This is a genomic window from Nitrincola alkalisediminis (assembly GCF_009821115.1).
GTDB lineage: Bacteria > Pseudomonadota > Gammaproteobacteria > Pseudomonadales > Balneatricaceae > Nitrincola > Nitrincola alkalisediminis.
This window is the reverse complement of record NZ_VYTY01000007.1, coordinates 29,974-52,432: the sequence shown is the minus strand read 5'-3', so window position 1 is coordinate 52,432 and position 22,459 is coordinate 29,974. Positions and strand designations below refer to the sequence as shown.

General features: G+C 46.3%; 26 protein-coding genes and 1 pseudogene. 8 read left to right on the top strand and 19 right to left on the bottom strand.

The window, feature by feature from the left end; all coding sequences use genetic code 11:
• Window positions 1-157: 157 nt before the first annotated feature.
• Window positions 158-571 (bottom strand): alternative ribosome rescue aminoacyl-tRNA hydrolase ArfB, encoded by a 414-nt coding sequence (arfB, locus tag F5971_RS11835; protein WP_036510041.1) that lies wholly within the window; start codon window positions 569-571, stop codon window positions 158-160.
• Between the two features lie 138 nt (window positions 572-709).
• On the opposite strand from arfB, the gene F5971_RS11830 reads away from it, so the two are divergent.
• The gene (locus F5971_RS11830) at window positions 710-991 is read left to right on the top strand and encodes a putative quinol monooxygenase (protein WP_193495077.1); all 282 of its coding nucleotides are present in this window, start codon (window positions 710-712) and stop codon (window positions 989-991) included.
• 8 nt (window positions 992-999) lie between these two features.
• Here F5971_RS11830 and F5971_RS11825 read toward each other — a convergent pair whose 3' ends face one another.
• From F5971_RS11825 to F5971_RS11815, 3 genes are read right to left on the bottom strand one after another with little or no spacing between them, the layout of a single operon-like run.
• Window positions 1,000-1,578, bottom strand: a complete 579-nt coding sequence (locus tag F5971_RS11825) for an NAD(P)H-dependent oxidoreductase (protein WP_193495076.1) — start codon at window positions 1,576-1,578, stop codon at window positions 1,000-1,002.
• 43 nt (window positions 1,579-1,621) lie between these two features.
• Entirely contained in the window at window positions 1,622-2,149 is a 528-nt protein-coding gene (locus F5971_RS11820; protein ID WP_193495075.1) for a M48 metallopeptidase family protein, read from the bottom strand.
• Between the two features lie 38 nt (window positions 2,150-2,187).
• Complete coding sequence (locus tag F5971_RS11815; RefSeq protein ID WP_193495074.1) at window positions 2,188-3,162, bottom strand: GlxA family transcriptional regulator; 975 nt, start codon at window positions 3,160-3,162, stop codon at window positions 2,188-2,190.
• A gap of 113 nt (window positions 3,163-3,275) precedes the next feature.
• Between F5971_RS11815 and F5971_RS11810 the strand changes: the two genes are divergently transcribed.
• On the top strand, window positions 3,276-3,884 hold the full coding sequence (locus F5971_RS11810) for a LysE family translocator (protein ID WP_193495073.1): 609 nt from the start codon (window positions 3,276-3,278) through the stop codon (window positions 3,882-3,884).
• Window positions 3,885-3,897: 13 nt separating this feature from the next.
• Here F5971_RS11810 and F5971_RS11805 read toward each other — a convergent pair whose 3' ends face one another.
• On the bottom strand, window positions 3,898-5,382 hold the full coding sequence (locus F5971_RS11805) for an avidin/streptavidin family protein (protein ID WP_193495072.1): 1,485 nt from the start codon (window positions 5,380-5,382) through the stop codon (window positions 3,898-3,900).
• Window positions 5,383-5,413: 31 nt separating this feature from the next.
• Complete coding sequence (locus F5971_RS11800; RefSeq protein ID WP_051514342.1) at window positions 5,414-6,964, bottom strand: sensor domain-containing diguanylate cyclase; 1,551 nt, start codon at window positions 6,962-6,964, stop codon at window positions 5,414-5,416.
• 240 nt (window positions 6,965-7,204) lie between these two features.
• On the opposite strand from F5971_RS11800, the gene rlmF reads away from it, so the two are divergent.
• The 5 genes from rlmF (at window position 7,205) to F5971_RS11775 (ending at window position 10,867) form a co-directional block, all read left to right on the top strand.
• On the top strand, window positions 7,205-8,179 hold the full coding sequence (rlmF, locus tag F5971_RS11795; protein ID WP_193495071.1) for a 23S rRNA (adenine(1618)-N(6))-methyltransferase RlmF: 975 nt from the start codon (window positions 7,205-7,207) through the stop codon (window positions 8,177-8,179).
• A 41-nt stretch (window positions 8,180-8,220) separates the two neighbouring features.
• A complete protein-coding gene (gene pdxH, locus F5971_RS11790; protein WP_193495070.1) occupies window positions 8,221-8,859 on the top strand; it encodes a pyridoxamine 5'-phosphate oxidase in 639 nt (212 codons plus the stop codon).
• A 24-nt stretch (window positions 8,860-8,883) separates the two neighbouring features.
• Window positions 8,884-10,044, top strand: coding sequence for an elongation factor P maturation arginine rhamnosyltransferase EarP (gene earP, locus F5971_RS11785; RefSeq protein ID WP_193495069.1), 1,161 nt, complete (start codon window positions 8,884-8,886; stop codon window positions 10,042-10,044).
• A gap of 34 nt (window positions 10,045-10,078) precedes the next feature.
• Window positions 10,079-10,645, top strand: a complete 567-nt coding sequence (gene efp / locus F5971_RS11780) for an elongation factor P (protein ID WP_036510025.1) — start codon at window positions 10,079-10,081, stop codon at window positions 10,643-10,645.
• A 111-nt stretch (window positions 10,646-10,756) separates the two neighbouring features.
• Window positions 10,757-10,867, top strand: a complete 111-nt coding sequence (locus tag F5971_RS11775) for an SHOCT domain-containing protein (protein WP_081763781.1) — start codon at window positions 10,757-10,759, stop codon at window positions 10,865-10,867.
• 159 nt (window positions 10,868-11,026) lie between these two features.
• On the opposite strand, the gene F5971_RS11770 is transcribed toward F5971_RS11775, so the two are convergent.
• The 11 genes from F5971_RS11770 to dsdA all read right to left on the bottom strand — a co-directional run bounded on the left by F5971_RS11770 (window position 11,027) and on the right by dsdA (window position 19,750).
• Window positions 11,027-11,563, bottom strand: a complete 537-nt coding sequence (locus F5971_RS11770; protein ID WP_036510020.1) for a DUF924 family protein — start codon at window positions 11,561-11,563, stop codon at window positions 11,027-11,029.
• 49 nt (window positions 11,564-11,612) lie between these two features.
• Window positions 11,613-12,095 carry a GNAT family N-acetyltransferase gene (locus F5971_RS11765; protein WP_193495068.1) on the bottom strand — a complete coding sequence of 161 codons (483 nt, stop codon included), beginning with the start codon at window positions 12,093-12,095 and terminating at the stop codon, window positions 11,613-11,615.
• A 21-nt stretch (window positions 12,096-12,116) separates the two neighbouring features.
• Window positions 12,117-12,710, bottom strand: coding sequence for a 3'-5' exonuclease (locus F5971_RS11760; RefSeq protein ID WP_193495067.1), 594 nt, complete (start codon window positions 12,708-12,710; stop codon window positions 12,117-12,119).
• 180 nt (window positions 12,711-12,890) lie between these two features.
• Window positions 12,891-13,364, bottom strand: coding sequence for a GNAT family N-acetyltransferase (locus tag F5971_RS11755; protein ID WP_202806834.1), 474 nt, complete (start codon window positions 13,362-13,364; stop codon window positions 12,891-12,893).
• Between the two features lie 117 nt (window positions 13,365-13,481).
• Window positions 13,482-14,348, bottom strand: a complete 867-nt coding sequence (locus tag F5971_RS11750) for an alpha/beta fold hydrolase (protein ID WP_193495066.1) — start codon at window positions 14,346-14,348, stop codon at window positions 13,482-13,484.
• Between the two features lie 118 nt (window positions 14,349-14,466).
• Window positions 14,467-15,048 (bottom strand): hypothetical protein, encoded by a 582-nt coding sequence (locus F5971_RS11745; protein WP_193495065.1) that lies wholly within the window; start codon window positions 15,046-15,048, stop codon window positions 14,467-14,469.
• On the bottom strand, window positions 15,045-15,854 hold the full coding sequence (locus tag F5971_RS11740; RefSeq protein WP_193495064.1) for a hypothetical protein: 810 nt from the start codon (window positions 15,852-15,854) through the stop codon (window positions 15,045-15,047). The genes F5971_RS11745 and F5971_RS11740 overlap by 4 nt, the downstream gene beginning before the upstream one ends.
• Window positions 15,855-15,907: 53 nt before the next feature.
• Window positions 15,908-17,200, bottom strand: a complete 1,293-nt coding sequence (locus F5971_RS11735) for a DUF4123 domain-containing protein (protein ID WP_193495063.1) — start codon at window positions 17,198-17,200, stop codon at window positions 15,908-15,910.
• A 272-nt stretch (window positions 17,201-17,472) separates the two neighbouring features.
• Window positions 17,473-17,856 carry a DUF2306 domain-containing protein gene (locus F5971_RS11730; protein WP_193495062.1) on the bottom strand — a complete coding sequence of 128 codons (384 nt, stop codon included), beginning with the start codon at window positions 17,854-17,856 and terminating at the stop codon, window positions 17,473-17,475.
• Between the two features lie 39 nt (window positions 17,857-17,895).
• Window positions 17,896-18,321, bottom strand: coding sequence for a GFA family protein (locus F5971_RS11725; protein ID WP_112157827.1), 426 nt, complete (start codon window positions 18,319-18,321; stop codon window positions 17,896-17,898).
• A 118-nt stretch (window positions 18,322-18,439) separates the two neighbouring features.
• Window positions 18,440-19,750: a D-serine ammonia-lyase gene (dsdA, locus tag F5971_RS11720; RefSeq protein ID WP_193495061.1), complete on the bottom strand. Its 1,311-nt coding sequence runs from the start codon at window positions 19,748-19,750 to the stop codon at window positions 18,440-18,442.
• Between the two features lie 165 nt (window positions 19,751-19,915).
• Between dsdA and F5971_RS11715 the strand changes: the two genes are divergently transcribed.
• Window positions 19,916-20,830, top strand: coding sequence for a LysR substrate-binding domain-containing protein (locus F5971_RS11715; RefSeq protein ID WP_193495060.1), 915 nt, complete (start codon window positions 19,916-19,918; stop codon window positions 20,828-20,830).
• A 1-nt stretch (window position 20,831) separates the two neighbouring features.
• Here the strand turns inward: F5971_RS11715 and F5971_RS18690 are convergent, their stop codons facing one another.
• Both F5971_RS18690 and F5971_RS11705 read right to left on the bottom strand, forming a co-directional pair.
• Complete coding sequence (locus F5971_RS18690; protein WP_281348321.1) at window positions 20,832-21,098, bottom strand: DUF924 family protein; 267 nt, start codon at window positions 21,096-21,098, stop codon at window positions 20,832-20,834.
• Window positions 21,099-21,938: 840 nt separating this feature from the next.
• Window positions 21,939-22,341 (bottom strand): annotated as a pseudogene (locus F5971_RS11705) (ISAs1 family transposase); the annotation flags it as partial.
• Window positions 22,342-22,459 lie beyond the last annotated feature (118 nt).

Below are 22,459 nucleotides of genomic sequence, written 5' to 3'. Positions count from 1 at the left end.
ATCAATTTAAATGAAGCGCATCACAGGCCGTTCTCAAGTTTGATGTGTTTTTATCACATCGGTTCAATTTGATACGTATACGGGTAAACCCATGCAGAAAGATGCTCTTCTCTCTGCTTATTTTTCTATTCGAATGTCTTAGGCTCTGGCAACACAATCAGAAATCCACTTTATTACGCAGTGTCTTTGTTTTACCACGCTGAGTTTTTTCATCTACTCGGCGGCGCTGAGAGCCCTTGGTGGGTTTGGTTGCTCGGCGTAATTTAACCGGTTTAGTGGCCTCCTGAATCAATTCTTTCAGCCGCTGCAGAGCATCCTCCTTGTTCATTTCCAAAGTACGAAAGCGCTGAGCTTTGATCACAACCACCCCATCTTGGGTAATCCGCTGATCCGAATAGCTCAGCAACCGTTCTTTATAAATAGGCAGCAAAGACGATCGCTGAATATCAAAGCGTAAATGCACGGCAGACGCGACCTTGTTAACGTTTTGCCCACCCGCTCCTTGGGCACGAATCGCTTGGAATTCAATTTCCCAGTCAGCTAAGTGAATATTTTCAGTAATTTCGAGCAAAAGAGCCTCTTTGTTAAGCTATTATCTGCTGATCAGTATAACCGAAATGATCGATGTAGTTGCAAGGTGCAATTTAGCTGGACTTTATTGCCAATTAAAGCGATTAATGAAGTTCTAGACGAGCAAAAGGAAAACACCATGTCTAAAATCACTCTAAGTGGTTACATTGAAGTACCCGCTGAAGACCTAGAGGCCATTTGCCTTGAGCTACCAAACCATATTGCCTTAACTGAACAAGAAGCAGGCTGCTTGCTTTTTACTATCACACGAGATCCAGTAAACCCAAATCGCTTTGACGTATATGAAGAGTTCACCGACAAGGCCGCGTTCGAGCAACACCAAGCCAGAGTCAAGACATCCCACTGGGGCTTGGTGACAAAAAATGTCGAACGCTTTTATAACATCACGAAATCCTCTTGAACAATGCCTTAGGCTGATTTCGCATAGTTGGCCACTTGCTGCAACCACTTATCCCGTTGTTTCTCATTTGCATAACGAACAGGGCCAAACGACGTAAGCTTAACGGGCTTAATACCGGAAAACTCAAGGATCGTCTTCTTCATTTGATGATGCCCCGGCATCGAATAAACAAGTCGATAATACCAAGGCGGGGTGTCCATTGTAACGATCGCATGGGCACTGCGCCCAGCCAGTAGCTTGTCCCAGAATTGAGAGTTTTGGCGATATTTAAAGGCATATCCCGGTAAAAACACTCGATCAAACATTCCTTTTAGAAGCGCTGGCATGGCTCCCCACCAAGTTGGGTACACAAAAACCAAGTGATTTGCCCAGGTGATCGCATTTTGTATCTCTAACAACCCCGGCTCTAACTCTTGGCGCTGGTGGTAACCATGGCGTAAAATTGGATCAAACTCGATTTCACCTAGCTTAAAGTATCTAACTGAGTGTCCAGCATTTAATGCCGATTGCACGTACATTTCCGCAAGTGAACCGCAAAAGCCAGATGCATCAGGGTGACCGAGAATAACAGTTATGTTTTTGGGCATTCTTGTTCTAATCCTTAGACGATAGCTCAAAGTGTGTGTGTGATTAATCCGTTGATCTTCCCCATAAATCACCAAAACGATCTCGGTGACACAGGTACAAACGAAGATCAAATTCAAGTTGATGGTAGTCGGGCTCCATATAACAACAGAGCTTGTAAAACGCCTTGTCATGCTCTTTTTCACGCAAGTGCGCAAGTTCATGGACCAGAATCATCCGCAAAAATGGCTCCGGAACTTTACGAAATAAAGAAGAAATCCGAATCTCGTTTTTCGACTTCAATTTAGCGCCCTGCACTCGTGATACGTAGGTATGTAGACCTAAGGCATTATTAATAATATGAATTTTATCATCATATACCACCTTGCTGATCGGCGTTGAACTGCGCATAAACTGATTTTTAATGGCCTGAGCATAGTCATACAACGCCCTTTCTGACACCAGCTCATGCACTTTTGGATACTTGTTCTGCAACCAAACACCGGATTTGTTGTTATCCAACAACGCCAGCGCCTGCAGCTGAACTTGTGGGCTGTAACAACTGAGGTAATTGAGTATTTTTGTCTGACTCATAAAACTATGTATCACCCTACTAAAAAGGATAGGCCTTTTTAGTGGAGACCTCCTCTATACTGTTTTGGGGTTACGCCAAAGTGGTTTTTGAACACTTTGCTCATGTAACCCACATCTGTCATGCCCACTTCCTCTGCCAAACGAGACAAAGAGTGATGGCTGTGGCGTAACCGCCAAGCGAGATGTTTCAAGCGCATTTCTTGCCAATAGCTGCGTGCCGTCACATCAAAATGCTCCATAAACAGCCGATCCAATTGTCGCCTGCCCACTCCAACCTGAGCCGCTAAAGCTTCAATACGCATAGGCTCCCCAAGAAACTGCCGCATCAGTGCCAAGGCTCGACTCAAGTGCCGCCCGATATCCGGTTCAGAATGCAGAGACTTAAGACGATGGCTCGTTTCGCGTGTTTCGTCGACCAGCATATCGGCCAACCCCTTCAGGGCTTTTTCGCGGCCACAATGTCGACTCAAGAGTTCGGTCGCCAGATCAATTGCAGCACTGCCACCTGCACAACTGATCCGCTTACCATCCAGCAGATAGAGCTGCTCCGTGCTCATTGAAATATTGGGGAACAAGATAGCAAATTCACGTGCATGTCGCCAATGCACCGCCACTCGATGGTTCTTCAAAAAACCCGCCTGAGCCAATAAAAAGCAAGCATTATCAATACTCACCAAACTCAATCCATGCTGGTTGGCTTGGCGTAATATCGCACGGTAATGCGTCGCTAGCGCCGCACTCGCACCCGCTTCTCGCGCACCAAAGATCACCAAATACTGATAGGCCGACCAATCCAAATGCTCTGGAGTGGTCTGAATTTTGACTTCAACCCCACAGCTTGCGGCGACACTGGCACCTGTTTCATAACCAAGTACCTGCCAACGACAATAACGCTGCTGACTTAAGTCTTCATCATCAGCCGAAAAACGCAGCTTATCAAGAAATCCACCGAATGGAAGCAAGGCAAAACCTGGCAGCGGTAACAATAGAAAACCAACATCTGCGCGCTTCATGCAGCACCTGTCCAAAAAATACCAAACAATGTCTAATATTTACACATATAAAGCTGAATGTCGCCTGCATACTGAGCGCCATATTGGACAGTCATCTCGCTCAGGAGTTTTGCATGACACTGGAAACCTGGTTAATTTACCTTGTCGCCACACTGGGTCTATCGTTGACTCCAGGACCCAACAGCTTACTGGCGCTAACACATGGCGCAATCCATGGACCGACACGCACACTGAAAACCATTGCAGGAGGTGCTGTTGGTTTTGCATGCGTGATCGCACTCTCAATGTTTGGCATCGCGTCTCTGCTAACGCTGGCTGAGGAGCTGCTGCTGGTCATGAAAATTGTAGGCGGGTTATATCTTGTCTGGCTGGGTATTCAAGTCTGGCGCTCACCCGCGCCCGGGCAGCCCGGCATGTCCAGTGACGGTGTCTGCGGTTGGAACATGGCACGCCAAGGGTTTTTAGCGGCGCTCTCAAACCCTAAAGTCATCCTATTTTTTGGCGCGTTTCTCCCACAGTTTATCAATCCAAACAACGATCTCTGGATACAGTTTTTAATTATGATGCTGACCTTTGTGTTAATTGAATGCCTTGTCGAACTCTTTATTGCAGGATTCGCCAAAGGTGTTTCCAACTGGCTAGGGCGCTGCGGAAAGCGCTTCAATCAAGTGTGTGGCAGTCTGTTCGTGTTAATTGGCGTGGGGCTCCCGCTCAGCAGCTAGAGCCCTACTCAAACTAAGGACGACGCTTGAACGTCGAGGAGTAAATGGCTGTCGCTTGCCAAGGTTGCACGGACTCAGTGGCGTTCTGTTGAAGCATATACAGTGTATTGATGACTTCTGCGCCATCCTGAATTTGCATTAAACCTGAAAAAGCGGACACCCAATGCCAAGAGGGATCGGGCGGTCCTTCAAGGCTTCGCCAATTGACCGTAAATGCGATGGCTATGCTATTGCCAACTGGATCGGGATCGGCTACCCCCATAACGGGGTATACACCTGTCGCCCCTGTATCCGACCGATACTGTCCACGAAAAGTACCATCCGCCTCTAGTGGACCTATCTCCATCACAGAACCAAACTCATTGACCCATACGCCACTGATACTGACCTGAGATTGGACAGCGTTGGCCAGTAATACCGAGGGTTCAACGTGATCCCCATCGCCCAGCATAAAGGCTGAATATACCGTATCCAGAAAAACCGACCCGACCACTAACAATTCATCTGGTAGACCTTCTAAATATTGCACACCTAGATCCCATTGAGCCGGGCCCACCTGCATAAAATACTGTCTTGGCGTCAAACGATACGAAACACTGCCAAGTGTCAGATCCAGCATTGGGTAACCCGAAAGATCCGCCTCACTTGTAACCGTCGTTGGACGACGACCCTCATCGGTGATCGCTTCTATCATCCGATGAATAATCGCATGCCCACCTTTAAATACAGACGAGCCGGTATCTAACACAAAGTCAATCTCTTTGCCGATAGAACAACGCCCAATCTGCAGCTGATCTAAGCAGACACTCCACAAATAGCCTAGCTCACCCTCCAAGGGTTTAAGCGCTAAACAATTGACACTAGTAGGATCATATAAGGTTTGGTCTAAGGCGCCGAGAAGACAGCGCCCTTCACCACGAACAGGATCAAACCAAAATGAAGCAATTGCATGGCGAATCAAGCCCTGATTTTTCAACTCTTCCAGCAACGCACTGGGTTGTTTGCAAGGGATCGATGGAATCGCAAAACCACCATCACAATCCAACTCACTAAACTGCTGACCTTCATAACTCACAGCTAAATAGAGACTCATGGGTTCTGCAAACGGAACCAAGCTGCGCTGACCGGCATGTTCATAATTGAGGTGACACACATCATTACCTATCACCACGCCCATACTGCCCCAAGGGCCAAAGGAAACACTGGTAGGCGCTTGCCGTCCTGGAACAAAGGTCGTGGACGCCTCAGGATTGAAGGCCGTATGCAATCGACAAGCCTCGGTTGTACAGGAGCTGGCTGTCACCCAGGTATTGACCGTTCCTGTATCCAACATGATTCGTAAAGGTTGAGGAGGTGTTCCTACACCAATCGTGGTCGTCCATGGCGTTGCGCCATTATCCGTTAACACCCCGCGAGTCAGTGTGAATTCAACAAAGGGAGTGTCCGTAACATCGGGTCGCTCAGACTTGTGAGCATCCATCGGGTTTGGTTGATTCATTCGAACGCCTTCGTGTTTTTATGAGTAAGAGTTATGCCGCAATACACACCTGATTACGGCCACTATGCTTGGCACGATAAAGCGCTAGATCCGCAGCAAATATCAACTCCTCTACAGACCCAGTGACATCGGGATAGGCCACAACACCCACGCTGATGGTAATCGTACCTAAATTACCGCCAGCATCCGTCCAGCACTCAGATTCGATACAACGACGCAGCCGCTCTGCGATTTCGATTCCCTCCTGCAGGCGAGTCTGAGGCAGCACAGCAACAAATTCTTCTCCTCCGTAACGACCCGCATAATCAACCGTTCGAATCGTATCGTTAAGGATGGTACCAAAGCGAGACAACACCTCATCCCCCGCTTGATGGCCAAACTGATCATTCACCTGTTTGAAATTATCAATATCAATTAACAAGACACATAAAGCGCACTCATAACGCTCCGCACGCGCCACATCCTCATATAAGCGCCTCATGAGCTCATGGCGATTGTACAGCCCTGACAGAGAATCGTGCGTAGCCAAGCGCTGCAACTCCAACTCCATGCTCTTACGATCTGTAATATCAAAAATAAGCCCCTCGATACAATCGACCCCATCAACCATGACATTGCGACCTTGCTCCCACACCCAACGCTCCGTTCCATCTTGGCGAAGAATGCGATACTCCAGTGCAAATGGCCGTTCTTCTTTACGCGCGGCTTGCACTTCAGCCCACAAACGTTGGCGGTCTTCAGGATGGGTAATATCAGTGAAGTTCATTTTCGCAGATCCAACAAACACAGAAGGCGAGTAACCCGTTAATGACGAACAACCATCACTCACAAATGTCATCGTCCATGTCTTATCATTCCTGCAACGATAGGCCATACCCGGAAGATTCGACATGAGCGTTGCCAACTGACGTTCACGCTCAACAAGGGCATGTTCTGCTCGCTTACGTGCGGTAATATCTTGGCCGATTGCAATAGAGCCCATCATTTCGCCATCATCATTGAAGAATCGACGGGAATTCCAAGCGATGATTTTCTCTTCGCCAGACTTGGTACGAATACGAGTTTCAAACCCTTGCACCTCAGTGCCATGCTCAAGAATTTCGGTGACTTTAGCACCGATTTCTGCACGATAATCAGGTTCAGGGTAGAGCCATTCCCATATTGCTGGGTCGCCTTGCACCTCTTCACGGCCGTACCCACTTATCTGCTCAGCCGCTTTATTCCAAACAGTTATGCGCCATTGCGGATCAAGAACATTGATCCACACCAAGGCATTATCGATCACGTTTTCACGAAATTGATCCAATGCTCGTAACTGCTTACGCTGTTGGATATCGCGTTGCTTCGCGGCTTTGGATTCCCGCTGCCAATGACGCAACGAAAAATACATAATGAGTGACATAGCCAAGACAAAAAAAGCACCCTTGACTAAGCTAATAGAAATGTAAAGATTGGGATAGCGCGCAGTCAAATACATACCCAACCACTCAGCACCCACATATAAAACGCTTACCACTATTAAATGGATACCCAAAAGAACGGGGGTTTGAAACGCTGTTTTAGTGGATTTGTCTCGTTTCATCTCAGGCTATTCATAAAAAGTTCTCTTATTATCCTATCGTATAGATGTTACAAACATCCTTTCAGGAACCTGCGCAAGCAATTCGAGTATAAACAGCCTTTAAGATTAATCAAAGCCCCCAACGTGATTAGGCTCTTCCCCAAAAGGACACATTGATTATGCGAACAAAAGGCAATTTAAAATACCCCCTATTTAGTAAAATCCGTTAAAATATATACTTTTTTACAGAACGATCTCTTAATGGCCAAATCAGGTTCCACGACAACATCCAAAGCCCCCCAATTGCATCCACGCAATGTGCATCAAGGGCGTTACAACCTGCAAGCTCTTACGAGCAGCCACCCCGCTCTTGCCCCATTTATACGTGACAATCCGAAGGGTGATGCCACTATCGATTTTACAGATGACAAAGCTGTTCTCTGTTTAAATGCAGCACTCTTAGCCCATTATTATCAGATTAAATATTGGCAGATACCCGATGGCTATCTCTGCCCTCCCATTCCAGGGCGGGTAGACTACATCCACTATGCAGCAGACTTGCTGGCGCGCTCCAACCAACAGATACCTCCTCAGGGGCGACGTGTTAAGGTTCTGGACATTGGTTGTGGTGCAAATTGTATCTACCCCATCATTGGCGCACGTACATACGGCTGGCAGTTTATTGGCACCGACATTGATGTGATCGCTGCGCGCTCAGCAGAGTTGATTGTTCAATCAAATAGATCGATCAGCAAGCATATCCAGATCCGTTTTAACGCTTCAGCTGACGACATTTTTACCAATGTCATTCAGCCTTCAGATCGCTTTAGCCTAACCCTGTGCAACCCTCCGTTTCATGCATCTCAACAGGAGGCCGAATCAGGTAGTCAGCGCAAGTGGCGAAATCTAAATATAAAACCAAAGGGCACACATAAAGCTCATCTTAACTTTGGTGGCCAAGCGTCAGAACTCTGGTGCGAAGGCGGTGAACAGGCATTCTTAATGCGCATGATCCAACAAAGCGCCCGCTTCGAATCACAGGTATGCTGGTTTACCAGCTTAGTCTCAAAAGACAAAAACATACCGCTATTAAAAAAACAGCTACAACGTGTCGGTGCCGCTCAGACACAGGTTATTTCAATGTCTCAAGGACAAAAAATCAGCCGACTATTGGCCTGGAGCTTCATGGATAAGAAAGCACAAGAAGAATGGGCACTAACACATTGGAAAAACTAAATAAAATATCTATTTTATTACACACTTATTGGAGTTAAAGCATGGACATCGGTGATCTAAGAAACGAATACTGCCGCGCAGGACTAACCCGGGAAAGCCTTGCTTCAGACCCGTTTACGCAATTTGAACAATGGTTTATGCAAGCCAATGATGCAAAGATACACGAAGTAAATGCCATGCAGCTTGCCACCGTATCCCTTGAAGGAAAACCCAGCTTACGCACCGTACTGCTCAAATCATTTGATGAGAAGGGCTTTGTCTTTTTTACCAACTACCAAAGCCAAAAAGCCCAACAGATCGATGCAAACCCAGAAGTGACAACACTTTTTTTCTGGAAAGAACTTGAACGTCAAGTTGAAATCAGTGGCCGAGCCGAAAAAACCTCAACATTAGAGTCGCTGAAATACTTCACCAGTCGTCCACGTGGAAGTCAGCTGGGTGCTTGGGTATCAGCACAAAGCTCTATCATCAGCTCGCGCAGCCTTTTAGAAATTAAACTGGATGAAATGAAGCGTAAATTCAGTGCAGGTCAGATTCCTCTGCCCGATTTTTGGGGTGGGTATCGTATAGTGCCGCATACCATTGAGTTTTGGCAGGGGCGGCCTGACCGATTGCACGACCGTTTTGAATACCGCCGTACACCTTCTGAAGAATGGAAAATAGAGCGACTCGCGCCTTAAGATAGCCAGACGAGCATGACACACATGAGCAATCCGCCCACCAGCGAGCGTTGGGACATCTTCTGCCGAGTCATCGATAATTTTGGTGATATCGGCGTGTGCTGGCGCTTTGCACGCCAACTCTCTGCGGAGCACGGCATACACGTGCGTCTTTGGCTGGACGATCTAAGCGCCCTTAAAAAAATATGGCCAGACGCCTGTTTGGATGACGAGCAGCACCTTGCGGGCGTATACGTGCGCCTCTGGCCAGACCCTTTTCCATTGATGACAACAGACGATATCCCTGACGTAGTAATCGAAGCCTTTGCTTGCGATATTCCCGACACCTATGTTGTCGCCATGAGCCAACGGCCCTGCCCACCTCGATGGTTCAACCTTGAATATCTAAGTGCTGAAGACTGGACTCAGGACTATCACACCTTGAACTCCATGCACCCACAATTTGCACTGAACAAGACATTCTTTTTTCCAGGGTTTCGTCAAAATACGGGTGGGCTTCTGCGAGAAAAAGGGCTCTTATCCAAACGTGATCAACTTCAATCGCACGCTGACAGACGCGCACAAGCCCTGAGCCAATGGGGTGTCCATGCTCATGCAAACAGCTTGATTGTTTCGTTGTTTTCATACGAAAACAGCGCACTGCACGCTCTTCTTGACTCGATGAAACAGGGTGATCGAACGGTTCTCTGCCTGATCCCCGATGGCAAAATACGCCCAGCGGTTGAGCGTTGGTTGAAGATCGATACTATGCATGAAGGAGAAGTCTACAGATCGGGTCAACTTCGTCTCCAACGGCTTCCTTTCTTGCCTCAAGATAGTTACGACACCCTGCTGTTTTGTTGCGATATTAATTTTGTGCGCGGTGAGGATTCATTTGTGCGGGCACAATGGGCCGCTCGCCCTTTTATATGGCATATCTACCCTCAGGAGGACGATGTGCATTTGGAAAAACTGGACGCATTTCTTGACCTCTATACAAAACGCCTGAAAGATAAAGAAAAACAAACAATTAAATCGATTTTTTTGGCCTGGAATCAAAACTTAGGCGCTTCTCATTTATGGCAAGAAATACTAGACTTACTGCCTATCTGGAATGAACACTCACATACTTGGTGCCAACAACTCAATTCACAAGCTGATTTAGTTGAAAATTTGGTGCATTTTTCCAGAAAACCGCTATATTAACCCGCAATTTTATCCATTACGTTGAGAGTCAACCATGAAAACAGCTCAAGAACTGCGCGCTGGAAACGTTATCAGCATCAGCGGCTCACCCTGGGTCATCCTAAAAGCCGAATTCAGTAAATCTGGCCGCAACTCAGCAGTTGTTAAAATGAAACTGAAAAACCTACTGTCCGGTATTGCGACAGAGTCAGTGTACAAAGCCGATGAGAAGTTTGATGACATCATTCTTGAGCGCAAAGAAGTCACCTACTCTTACTTTGCAGACCCTCGCTATGTGTTTATGGACACAGACTACGAGCAGTACGAAATTGATAAAGAAGACCTTGAAGGCGTGATGGATTACATCATCGACGGCATGGAAGATGTCTGCGAAGCTGTATTCTACGAAGGCAAAGTTATCTCTGTAACCCTTCCTAACACGATTGTTCGTGAAATCGTCTACACTGAGCCTGCTGTTCGTGGCGACACCTCAGGTAAAGTGATGAAAACTGCAAAACTTGCCAACGGCACTGAGATTCAAGTATCTGCTTTCTGTGAAATCGGCGACTCTGTCTCGATTGATACCCGTACAGGTGAGTACAAGGCACGCGTTAAGGCGTAACGAATCCCCACAGTCTTATTTGCCCAAGAACAAAGCATGCACTTTACTTGGGCAAATACTCATGGTTGGTGATAGCCTAAAAATGCCCCGAACAGCTCGTCTTTCTCCTCAGTGGATGACATCCTGCAACTGATTGAAAAACTGGCCAAGCTCAGAGACGCAGGTGCCATTTCCGAAGATGAATATCATTCTAAAAAAACGGAACTGCTGAATCGGATCTAGATGATAGGCCTTGGCTGCGCAAAGCGAAGACAAGGCCATAGATGCCGGACGCCCCACTTGATCAGATGAAAACGAGCCTTTCCGCATGATAAGACAGTCTGTTGCAGAAAGGGTATTAGGGACTGTGCTGCTGCCTCATGCTGTCGGCAATCACTAGGCTCAAAAACTCGAGCCCGGCTGTTTCAAAAACTCGATTTCTTCAGACGTAGATTCCCGGCCCAGGATCTGATTACGATGCGGATAGCGTCCAAAACGATCGATGATCACCTTATGCTTGAGTTCGAATTGATAGTTTTCAGCCGGTGCATACTCTCGGTACAAACGCTCCGCCTCGACATGAATGAGCGCCGACTCACTGTGCATGTACGGAAGCAACAAAAAGGCCCGTTCTGTTTCCGAAAGCTGCTCATGCAAACCCGCAGCCACTGCCTCCTGAGCTAGAACCAATGCCATCGCATCTTGTGAAAACGCAGCCGGAGTATTACGGTAAATGTTTCTTGAAAACTGATCTAACACAATAATTTCCGCTAGACGCCCTTTCACCTCTTTCCGCCATGTGTACAGCTCACCTTGCGATGCTTGCGTCAGAAGCGCGCCAAACCGCGTTTTGATCTGCTCATCAAAGTCCGAGTCAGCAACCCACCACATCTTTGGATCAATGTCTTCAAACCAGAACTCAAGAACACTGTTGTACATGACAAACTCCTCTTTTAACCGCAGATGGCTTTATTACCTGCTGATTACCTTAAACACCCAAAAAAGTCTCTAAATCCAATCCCAAGAACTCTGTCCCAGGAACTGGATTACTTGTCACAGGTGGATGTTGCACGAACCCATACGACTTATATAATCTCAAGGCAGTCTTGAACTCAGGCAGCACATCAAGGCATATTTTCTTATAGCCGCTACTGATCGCTTCATGCAATATTCTCTCAACCAACTTAGCACCTAACTGCCTGCCACGAGCACTTGGTCTAATATACACCCGCTTCATTTCACATGTAGCGTCATCCAACTTTCGAAATGCAGCGCAGCCAACAGGGTGCCCATCTATTCTCAACAGAAATATTTTGGACTCGTCAGCACTGTACTTCTCAGTCAACTGGCCAAACTCCTCGTCATTACCCTGAAAAGAAAGATCAACTGAAGTGCTATCAATATATTCATGATACAAATCAAGCACATCTTTTAAGTCGGCAGGAAAAATTGCCCTTGCTAACGTATACAAACCCCTCTCCTAACAAAACAGTTATAATTGTTCATGCTGCTTTTCCATTTCCAGCTCCACCCTTAACGCTGAATGTGCATCATTCGCTGCGTATTTTATCTGATGCTCATTCAGCGGATATATTGCCCAGTTTGATCTTTGCGCACTCTTGGTGAGTCGTTGATTAAACAACATAGCCACCGCGACTCTAGCACCAACCTGTTGCTTTACATTCACATATCGCATCACTTTTGAAGACAGCTCTTCTACGTTGATTAAGGTTATTCCATACTTTCGGAAAAGAAGCTTTCTGTCTTCCTTTAATCCAAAACCCACCTTCTTTATTTCAGGATTGGATAATATTTCCTTGAGAACAGCCATATTTTCATGGAATTTAGTAGGGAATAAATACGCTGTCGTTTCTGTGGCAATTTGGATCAGGTGAGGCCCATCACTTACCTCTCCCTTTTTAAAACAGGGTTTACTCTCTGTGTCGAACCCTACACAAGCGTGCTTTTTTAACTCTGCTACTGCACGTTCAGCATCTATCTTGTTTGCCACAACGATGATGTTGTCCTGCCCAAGACCCTCATAAATAGGTAAGTCTCGGATCTGCTCCTTTGTCGGCCTTTCCATTGCGTTCCTTATTTTAAGAGAAAATGCCCTATAACATCGACGTTCAGAGGGTCCCTGCTTGCATCACACCCTTTGACATTAAAGCACAGTATTTTAGGGTTCGGCACCATATACAAACAAACCATGTCAGGATTATTGTAGCCACAGACTCCCTACCCGCTTTGCTAAATTTAATCCCACTCAAGCCCGTAACGCTTTGTACATGATGTAACTATCAACATGCCCCAATTTTCCATGGCGATAAGCTCTTGGAATTGTTCCGATAATCTTAAAACCCAATTTTTGCCAGAGCTGTACCGCCACTTCATTGCTCGAAACAACTGCGTTGAATTGCATAGCTTCAAAGCCTAACGTCATCGCCTGGTCTTGGGAATGCTCACAGAGCCGTTTGGCAATCCCTTTGCCACGCGCGGCTTCGGTTACCATATAGCCACAATTGCACACATGATTACCGGGCCCCATCGCGTTCGGCTTAATATAGTAAGAGCCCAGTATCTGCTGATTTTCTTCAAACACAAACGTCTTCATTGGCATTATGCACCAAAGCTCATAAGCCTCCTCGAAACTCATTTTTGGATCGAAGGCATAGGTTTCTTGCGCTTGAATAACGGTCTCAAAACAAGGCCAGAATGCCTCGAAATCCGATTTGGTCATTTCTCTTATCACGTAAATGCTCTCCTAAACGTCAAACCTTGCCCTTGTGAACGATTGATTGGTAATTGCACCATCACCAATCCGGTGAATCACTATACGCCGACGAACTCAAGCCGCCTACAAAACACCTTCCAAAAACGCCAAGAAACCCTCTGGCTGATCCCACATAATAAAGTGATAGGCATCATCAATTTGCATTAGATTGGCTGTACTGGCTTGGGCGTAAGCCGATTGATAAAGACTCGCCAGTTTCTCTGCCGTTATTGGCATGGTCTGGTCATAGGCAAACAGAACATAGACAGGAGCTGTAATTTGACCCAATAGATTTCTGGCATCATAGGCGATTACCTCTCGGGACAATTGAGCATAAATAGCACGATTCGTGGTGTTGGCCCAAGTCACAATTTTTTCAACTCCCTCCGTGGACTTAACCATTACCCCTGCAGCCTGACGGACATAGGCTTCATACTCCGTTGCACTCATTGCCAGAAACTGCTGCTCTAAACTCATCGCAAATGGAGCCACTTGTGCCGACGTCGCTTGGGCATTGAATAGCAAACTAAAAAAAGGCAACGCATCCACCACCACAACCTTACTCACGGCATCTGGATTGGCACTGCCAACCATTAAAGCCAAAAGCCCGCCCATTGAGTGCCCGATCAGCGACGGTGAATCCAATCGAGCATGCTCAATATAGCCAAGGAGGTCATCACGTAAAGCGTCTAAATAATGTTCAGGCACTGAAGACGGTGCTTTGCTTCCGGCAAAGCCTTTGATCGTCACAATATGAACTCTATAACGGGACTGAAGCTGATCGACAGTGGTATCCCACACCTCAGGTGCAGAGGCCAGCCCATTGACTAAAATAATATCATGCCCCGAACCTACAACCCTCACTGACACAGTGTTCGAGTCAAACTCGGTCGCATGAAGTCCGGTACTGCAGAGAAGTAAAATCCATAAACACACTAATCTTTTGACCATTTTTAACTCCCAGATATGAATAACATCTTTCGCCTTACGTAACTATACCTGTTAATGTTTGATAGGGTTCGCTTCTAAAATCGTGAGTTAAACGATAGCGAACGGCTCGCGCCTTTTATCACCGCCCTCTGAAGAGATCCGTCAAATCGTTATCACCTTCGCGGATCGTTTGCGGGAAAGCAGGATGCTCCCACATGCGTTGCAATACACGCCGCACCGCTGGGCGATGTGAATGATCAAAGATACTGCCATCTGGGAGCATGCCTGGGAGAATACCCTGCGCTCCTCGGAGGCTGTTAAATGCAACTGAACTAGCGATACGCATTATATTTTGATCGGAATATGCCAATGTCAGCAGAAACTCCAAAAATTCCGCCAGTTGATCAGGCGGCAAGTCAAGCATGGCAGCAGAGGCCCCTGCTTTTACGCCAAGTGCAACCGATGGGTCAGCGACAAGCTGTCGAACCAGAAAGCTCCACCCTGAAGGGTTTTGCCTGATCTCCTGAAAAAAATCGGTGCTTGGTGGACTGAACCAAATATCCGGGTATATTGTATCAAAATGCTGCTCCGCCAAGACCTTAAACTCTTCATATTCCATCTCTACCTTCCTGATACTGTGATCTCGTGTTATGTTCCATAGCATGCCAGACAGGACAATCAACAATCCCATCACAAGCACGATAAGTATCTTTTTACTCACTCGCCCTCCTCAATCTTTACTTCAACTCCTGCCGATGGGTAATTTATGCTGTTTTGACCGTCATTTACACTCGTACGGAAGCCCCAGTCATTATTAACTACATCTTCACTATTAGCCGAAATCGTCCTACCCTGCATAATCACAACAGTGTGATGACAGGCGTTAGTCACTTGCGCAAGTCCAATGCCGCCCTTTGGATATGCGATAATGCCAACATGACCGGATGCCAAAGCACTTTCCGATTCAATCGCCAGAATTGATCCTGGCGATACAGGATTGCGCCCGTTCCGAAATTGGATGTTGTGCCACTCAGGTGTTGGATCGGATTCGGAGTTATTTTCTTCAGCCCAATGACGCGCCAATGCCGGGACAGTATTATCCCCCCTAAGCCAACTCAACCGACGCGCATAAGTATAGGCTGGGGAGCTGCCATACACTTGCTCAATCATATCGTAGACAAAAAAATTGCACTTGTTGGTTCCACGCCTCATCGACATTTTACCGTCAAAGGACTTCACCTTTTCGATGAAAGCCCACCTCGTACTACCGACCTCTAGCAAAGCTCTCTCCACCAGCGCATCCGTTCCCGTAAACAGAGTTTCGATCATGTAGTGTCCACACGGGATATTGGAAAACGTAACTTCTCCGGTGTTTGTAGTCTCCTCTCGCCGAATCGGGCCAGAAATTTTCACTGTAACTTCACCCCCGATCAGCACTTTGCTGTCGCGCATATATGGCAGCAGGGTATCCGCATCGTTGCCATAATGGAGTGAAACCGTGAGCTCGCCCGAACAGGGTGCGACCACCGCATCAAAATCCTGTCGAGAAGCATCATTGGGAGGAAGTATCTCTTGAGTCGTCATAGGCTTGACCTTATTTGTGTCTGGACCATCCGTAAAAAGTCCTCTGCACGTCTAGCATCATCGCGGTCGCTTTGTTCAAGTGTTTTCCGCATTTGCTCATCAAAGGGTTCGTATCGAGCTCCAAGCAAAACAAAACCGGCCAGAGCGTAACGAATAGCATAGGCAGACCGTATGGCATGGCTCTCAAGGTACGGCAATTCGCACCTAAACGACGCCATTATTTCGTCATCTGTCGGAAGATCAGCATAGTGAGATTTCATCCAAGCCAGAGTTTCGCATAGGAAAGCCTCTGCACGTGCTTTACGCAGGTCTTGTAGCAAAGCTCCAGACAACACGAACGGTCGAGCCTCCGCCAAAGACTTCAGACTTAATCTGTAAACACTCTGGCGCAGTGCGGCTAGGATGATTATTGGGCTGCCATTTAGCGATAACATATTGCTGGCCATTTGATGATCAAGCCTTTCACAAAAGCCACGCAGGCACGCCCCCTCCCAAAACCTGAAATAAAACCACTTCCCATCTTCATCCTGCACCTTTGTAAATTTACGCAGATGCTTACGTACCGCATCAAACCCAGCCCTCGAACGCAGAAAAATACCGAGTTCCTTGTCCCAAAGACCACACACGCCATCAGGGCCAGTAAACAGACGACGAGTAAAATCGTTGTCCTCGGCTAGCTCGACTAAGTAGGGTGCGTACTCGGCCAGATCTTCTTGTGCTTTACCCTGAAACAAAGACTGATGCCGAAGACCCGAGTCTTCCAGCAAACTGGTTAGCAAATAAGGCATTTTGGCGGCATCTAGCACTGCATAAGTGACCAGCGGCGGGACTTCATCACCAAACTCGACAGAATCGGCCTCAGTCGGATCACTGTGACCGAACAGCGCCTCGCGCAGTGCATCAGGGACATTTTTCTTCGGATGAACACCGAATTGCGCATCCAAGGGAGTGATGGAGCCGAGCTCTTCGATCTGAAGCCAGTTTTTATCTTGCTCTGCTGCATCACCCGAACCCGCCAGCCTTGTCATCACACCCAGCGCAACACGCTGCTGCCCATCACTTAGTGAGCGCACCAATGCCGCAGCATATGCAGCTTGATCTGGATATTGCTTTACCCAAGAGGCTGCCGGCAACACCGAATCGGACCAGAAAAACTGATACCCCTTCGTACTCAGGGCATCTATGACCAGCACCTCATAATCCTTTCGCTCCAAGCAAAGCGCTGCGGCAATCAGGCCCACCTGTTCCGCCCCTCGTGAGGCATAGCAATGGCTAACAAAGGGGGTCATAACATGACCTCATTGGATGAGGGAGTATTAACGCATGAAGATTTTTGTGAAAACATCAATGTAACCTACTGTTTAGCAGGACTGATGCTCATAGAAGAACAAGGCTGATGGCCGTTTGGCTCAGCAAAATGTGACGTTCATCCATGAAGCAACGACGGCTTCCTTGTTATAAAGCGGAAATCTTAACAATTAACAGTCAGATAGTTCAACCAAAGTTTACAAAAGCAGCGACATCGCCCTACTCTTGCAAACAATCAAAACCCAGCACCACTCTAGAACAACCAAGTATGCAAAAGCCGACCCGGCGCAAACGCAAACCCGCCCGCAATCAGAATACCACCGACATAGACACCAATCATATTATATTGATGCGCTCTATAATCATTATTGCGCGCCGCAAAAAATGCCGCAGGTACCGAATAGAGCACCACAAAACTGAATAAATGTATAAAGCCAAAATGACTCAATAATGTCGGGCCAACCTGTGCGGTCATAAACAGCGTAATGAACGCAGTTGACAGCATGAGCAACATATAGACCTTTCCTAGCGCTCTATGCTTCGACGTGCCTTTTCTGTCTAACAATAAAAACGTCCCTAGCAAAAATGCAGGCACAACCGTGGCAAGGTGCATATATGCCAAAAAAATATAACTCATCCTAGACCCCAATCCGTTTATAATAACGCCTTTCGCTTCTCACTCTGCATTTAACTCATTAATAAAGGTTTTTATATCGGGTAGATCCGCATACTGCACCGCGTTATCCGCAATCGAATCCCAAGTCGCTTTTGAGCTTGTACAAAGATGCGCAATAACCTCGACAGAAGCGGCATCGATGAGCGCACCAACCGGAACCCAGTAATAAGGCATTCCTCGAAGCATATTGGGAACCGGTGAGCCACAATTGCTACAGAAATCGGATGTAAAACCCGACTCCTTGACCCAACTCTTAATATGACTGCGACCTGACACCCACGAGAATTTTGCCTCCGGGACTATCGTACCCAAATTTGAAGAAGTTCCACTCTGGGCTCGGCACAAAGTGCAATGACATTGATAAGCTCTAACTTTTGGCAAATCCAATTCAAATACGGTTTGACCACACAAGCATTTCCCTAGCATTAAACACCCCTATCAAAAGCCAAAATTACCGAAATATTCAAAAAGCCCATATATCACCCAGCATTATGATGACACAACACCTAGCGCTACCCTAGGATAAGGGATGGCTCTGCAAGCATCAAACACAACGGATCGCTTTATCAATAAACGCCTGATATTCTTCCTTCGGAACAAAAGATCCACCCGTTGTCCAAATCAAATGCGTACTCTTGTCCATTACTTCCTCCAATTGATGGTTCCGAATCCATGCCCTACCCTCTGGCGTATTCAGCATCTGAGGCCCTAAGCATCCAATCGCCGCTGACGGCTCCACCTCGATGTTTTCCAGCTTTTTCAATTGAAGTAAATGCTGGTACAAAGCAGCATCCTCCGCTGTATAGACCCCTGCCAACTGATCTCGAATCGCATCACAAACCCACTGAGACGCCTGACCTACAGCTAAACCATCCGCTTCAGTATCAATCGTTAAATCAAACTCGTACACACTCACTGGCTCCGCTCCTGGCCTACCCGCCATACCCAATAACATACAAGGAGCCTGAACGGGTTCAGCAAAAAAGCAATGCACATGCTCACCAAACATCGCTTTCAAACCAAAGGTAATTCCACCTGGCGCACCACCCACACCCGCTGGAAGATAGACGAATAAAGGATGATCCGAGTCAACCGCAATCTGTTGCTCCTCCAGCTGTGCCTTTAAGCGTAATGCGGCCACTGCGTATCCCATAAATAATCTCGGTGAGTTCTCATCATCCACAAAATAACTGCGCGGGTTCGCCTCCGCCTCCGCTCGTCCCGCTGCAACCGCAGCGCCATAGTCTGCATCGTGCTCAACCACTTTCACACCGCGCTTACGCAAACGGTCTTTTTTCCACTCTTTTGCATCTACCGACATATGCACGGTGGCCTGAAAACCAAGTGCCGCCCCAATAATGCCAATACTAAGCCCAAGATTTCCCGTGCTACCCACCGCTATTTCATACTGACCGAAAAGCGACCGAACCTCTGGCTGCAGTACTTTTTGATAATCGTCATGGATATCTTTTAGAACTTGATGTTCTAGCGCCAACTGTTCAGCAAAACACAGCACCTCATGAATACCGCCTCGCGCTTTTATCGAGCCAGCGACTGGCAAACCATGATCGGCTTTAATCAAAGTGCGAGCACCCATGGGCGTTATTACCTGATGTAAATGAGGCACCAACAACAATGGAGACTCAATAATCCCATCACTAACGGCAAGCTCAGGAAACAACTGACATAATACAGGCGCAAAACGCGCTAAACGTGCTTGCGCTTCATACATCTCTAGCACATCGGGCTTTGCAGGTGCAGAGGAAGGCTCTTGATACTTTGGGTTTAGCCAGAGTAATGGTTGTCCTTGCCTGATCTGGCTTTGTTGTTCTTGGGTTATTGAGAGGTTAATCATGAATACTGACCTGTATTTATAGAGTTAATACGCCAAGTATTGCTTGATTTAACGCGACCATCAAACGATAGTTATTAAACCTATCTTTAGTTTTTCTAAACACAAGGATATTGTCACAAGAACTCAACGCACACTGATGAGCTAGGAATTTTTGGAGCCAATTGAATGTTAAACGCCAGAACCCTAACCGCATTAAGAATTTTTGAGGTGGTGGGACGTTTAATGAGCTTTTCGCGCGCAGCTGATGAGCTTTGTGTGACCACAGGGGCCATCAGTCAACAAATTCGTAAGCTGGAAGAAGAAATAGGTTCGCCTTTGTTTGTTCGCAGTGCTCGCTCGCTCAAAATGACAGCAACCGGAGAAACCCTATTCGCAAACATTGTTCAACCGCTTAACACACTCGCCCTTGCGGTCGACTCTGTTAAGACTCGGGACACCGAACGTATCATTCGCCTTAAAGCCACGCCCTCCTTTGCACTTCATTGGCTGATACCTCGCTTAACCGAGTTTCATCGAACTCATCCCTTCATTAGGGTCGAAGTGCTCGCGGCGCTCAGTGTCTTAGACGATGCACCTTTAGACTACGATATCGCCATCGACTACAGCCCAAGCCATCGAGCGAGTGAACATAACGTAAGGTTTATGATGAATGAATATTTACTTCCCGTTATGTCACCCCATTATCGCGGCAACCGGGATTGGACTGCAGCAGAGGCTTGGCAAGACATTGCCTTCCTCCATGATACCGAAGCTTGGGCGAATGCTGATCGACATAGCGAATGGAACGTTTGGCTTACGCAAATGCAAATCCAGCCACTTCAAAATGCGGATCATTACTACTTTAACCGTGTTGATATGGCCATTGAAGCCGCCGCTGCAGGCCTCGGCGTTGCAATGGCTCGCCTCTCACTTGTACAGGATAACTTGAAATCGGGTCGACTCATCGCCCCCTGTGAAAGGGTGATGTCACCTGCCAGTTACTGGTTAAGAGTTTCTGAAGCTCGAATGGAAGATCCTCATATACTTGCCTTGGTTCAATGGATTGGGGTGCAATGTGAGGTGTCGAAGGTACTAGAGTAGTTTAAACGTTTGAGTTTGGATGGTTTTGAAATTCGATTTCTTCAGGAGGAGGCCTCCGGCCCAATATGTCATTTCGGTGCGGGTAGTATCCAAAACGATTAGATAATAATATTAGGGTCGCTTTGGAATTACTGATAAGTGAAGCTATCGAGAAAAACGATATGCAAACCCAAACAAAGACAAACCGATTGCTGACCAGATAAGACCAACAATATAATTGCCTATTTGGGGGCCAAAGAAATGAGAGAAAAGCAATCCTAAACCACAAATAGCCCTGCAACTCAAATCAGACGAGACAGATAATGTTTTAAAGCCAAGAGTGTAACTTGCACCTAAGATTAAGCAAAACACACAAAGCAATGTAATTAGCAAAAATGGTTTTAATTTCATGTAGTGTTAGCCCTCCATGATCAGCTAAAAAGACATAATCGGCATTATTAATTGAGTGGAATAAAAATTAAAATAAATCGCTTAATTTGAATAAAAAATGGAGGAAATTGAGACATCAGCTACATATTATATAAAGCAATAATAAGCATAAAATATCCAAAACAGCATAATAAAACCAACTCTACCTCTTCAAAAAAAACTCTCTATGTAAGGATTTAAAAATGGAATCGCGAATTCATATATAAACATAATAAATAAAAAAATTAAAAAATAAAACAACATCCCCATTAGCTTACTACCAGAAAACCTCCTAAACCACCATGAAGAGAAGCTAAGCCAAAACAAAAACATAGGGACAATTAATATGGATGCAACAATAGCACCGAAAATTGAGTTAGGCCGAACTACCAAGCAGGCTACTATAATAAGCAACGCTAAATTTTTTAGGTAGCCAAAACGATCTTTTTTATATAAAGGTATATTAAGCTCTTTCATTATTTTATTTATCTATCAAGTCACTTCATCAACAATCCAATAGAAAATCCTGAATCAAACCATATTAAAAAATTTTATTTTTATTTGCTTTATGGATAAAAAATCAAGAACATCAGAAATAAAACATTCACTAAAACCAGCCCCCAAAGAATTTTTTGACGAAATCAGGAGCGTATTTAGGACACCAAAATTGTAAAAAAGCTTGAAATTTATCACTTAAATTATCGAATTTACAGCTAAACGCATCAAGTGTCAAAAGGCATCCTCGGATTTCTAACAATTTTAACAACTCTGGAATCACCGTTATCTCATTGCTTTTTTCCGCTGTTTTTCAGTTGTTCAATCATCATACTACTTTCAATACAAAATGCACTAATCATATGGATTGCACCGTGTCGACGACTCTTGTCGTAAGAGTTACGAAGCGTCTTTCCATCAATCGCAATAATGCTGCCTTCTATTAATGTATGGCAGCTTTTCATCCATTCAGAAAAACATGTTTGCATCTGACTCGGATTCAACCTTGCGATCACGCAGGCAATCGTATTGTGACTCGGAATTCCATTCTCAACATCGCCGTAGCACTTCAACCATTCAAGATGCGCTTCACCAAAATCTGCGATTTTGCCTTGAGCCTCCTCCGCCCACGACCTCACGACCATAACCTTGCCCTTTGGCTAACCTTCGGCTCTGCGAATACCTAGTACGAGGACTTTCACCTCGCTAGTTAACTGCCATGCCTAG

What these genes read in the sequence shown, in the direction of transcription:
- F5971_RS11830 (WP_193495077.1), top strand. Translation starts at nt 710, where the DNA reads ATGTCTAAAATCACTCTAAGTGGTTACATTGAAGTACCCGCTGAAGAC.
- F5971_RS11825 (WP_193495076.1), bottom strand. Translation starts at nt 1,578, where the DNA reads ATGCCCAAAAACATAACTGTTATTCTCGGTCACCCTGATGCATCTGGC.
- F5971_RS11820 (WP_193495075.1), bottom strand. Translation starts at nt 2,149, where the DNA reads ATGAGTCAGACAAAAATACTCAATTACCTCAGTTGTTACAGCCCACAA.
- F5971_RS11815 (WP_193495074.1), bottom strand. Translation starts at nt 3,162, where the DNA reads ATGAAGCGCGCAGATGTTGGTTTTCTATTGTTACCGCTGCCAGGTTTT.
- F5971_RS11810 (WP_193495073.1), top strand. Translation starts at nt 3,276, where the DNA reads ATGACACTGGAAACCTGGTTAATTTACCTTGTCGCCACACTGGGTCTA.
- F5971_RS11805 (WP_193495072.1), bottom strand. Translation starts at nt 5,382, where the DNA reads ATGAATCAACCAAACCCGATGGATGCTCACAAGTCTGAGCGACCCGAT.
- F5971_RS11800 (WP_051514342.1), bottom strand. Translation starts at nt 6,964, where the DNA reads ATGAAACGAGACAAATCCACTAAAACAGCGTTTCAAACCCCCGTTCTT.
- rlmF (WP_193495071.1), top strand. Translation starts at nt 7,205, where the DNA reads ATGGCCAAATCAGGTTCCACGACAACATCCAAAGCCCCCCAATTGCAT.
- pdxH (WP_193495070.1), top strand. Translation starts at nt 8,221, where the DNA reads ATGGACATCGGTGATCTAAGAAACGAATACTGCCGCGCAGGACTAACC.
- earP (WP_193495069.1), top strand. Translation starts at nt 8,884, where the DNA reads ATGAGCAATCCGCCCACCAGCGAGCGTTGGGACATCTTCTGCCGAGTC.
- efp (WP_036510025.1), top strand. Translation starts at nt 10,079, where the DNA reads ATGAAAACAGCTCAAGAACTGCGCGCTGGAAACGTTATCAGCATCAGC.
- F5971_RS11770 (WP_036510020.1), bottom strand. Translation starts at nt 11,563, where the DNA reads ATGTACAACAGTGTTCTTGAGTTCTGGTTTGAAGACATTGATCCAAAG.
- F5971_RS11760 (WP_193495067.1), bottom strand. Translation starts at nt 12,710, where the DNA reads ATGGAAAGGCCGACAAAGGAGCAGATCCGAGACTTACCTATTTATGAG.
- F5971_RS11755 (WP_202806834.1), bottom strand. Translation starts at nt 13,364, where the DNA reads ATGACCAAATCGGATTTCGAGGCATTCTGGCCTTGTTTTGAGACCGTT.
- F5971_RS11750 (WP_193495066.1), bottom strand. Translation starts at nt 14,348, where the DNA reads ATGGTCAAAAGATTAGTGTGTTTATGGATTTTACTTCTCTGCAGTACC.
- F5971_RS11735 (WP_193495063.1), bottom strand. Translation starts at nt 17,200, where the DNA reads ATGACCCCCTTTGTTAGCCATTGCTATGCCTCACGAGGGGCGGAACAG.
- F5971_RS11730 (WP_193495062.1), bottom strand. Translation starts at nt 17,856, where the DNA reads ATGAGTTATATTTTTTTGGCATATATGCACCTTGCCACGGTTGTGCCT.
- F5971_RS11725 (WP_112157827.1), bottom strand. Translation starts at nt 18,321, where the DNA reads ATGCTAGGGAAATGCTTGTGTGGTCAAACCGTATTTGAATTGGATTTG.
- dsdA (WP_193495061.1), bottom strand. Translation starts at nt 19,750, where the DNA reads ATGATTAACCTCTCAATAACCCAAGAACAACAAAGCCAGATCAGGCAA.
- F5971_RS11715 (WP_193495060.1), top strand. Translation starts at nt 19,916, where the DNA reads ATGTTAAACGCCAGAACCCTAACCGCATTAAGAATTTTTGAGGTGGTG.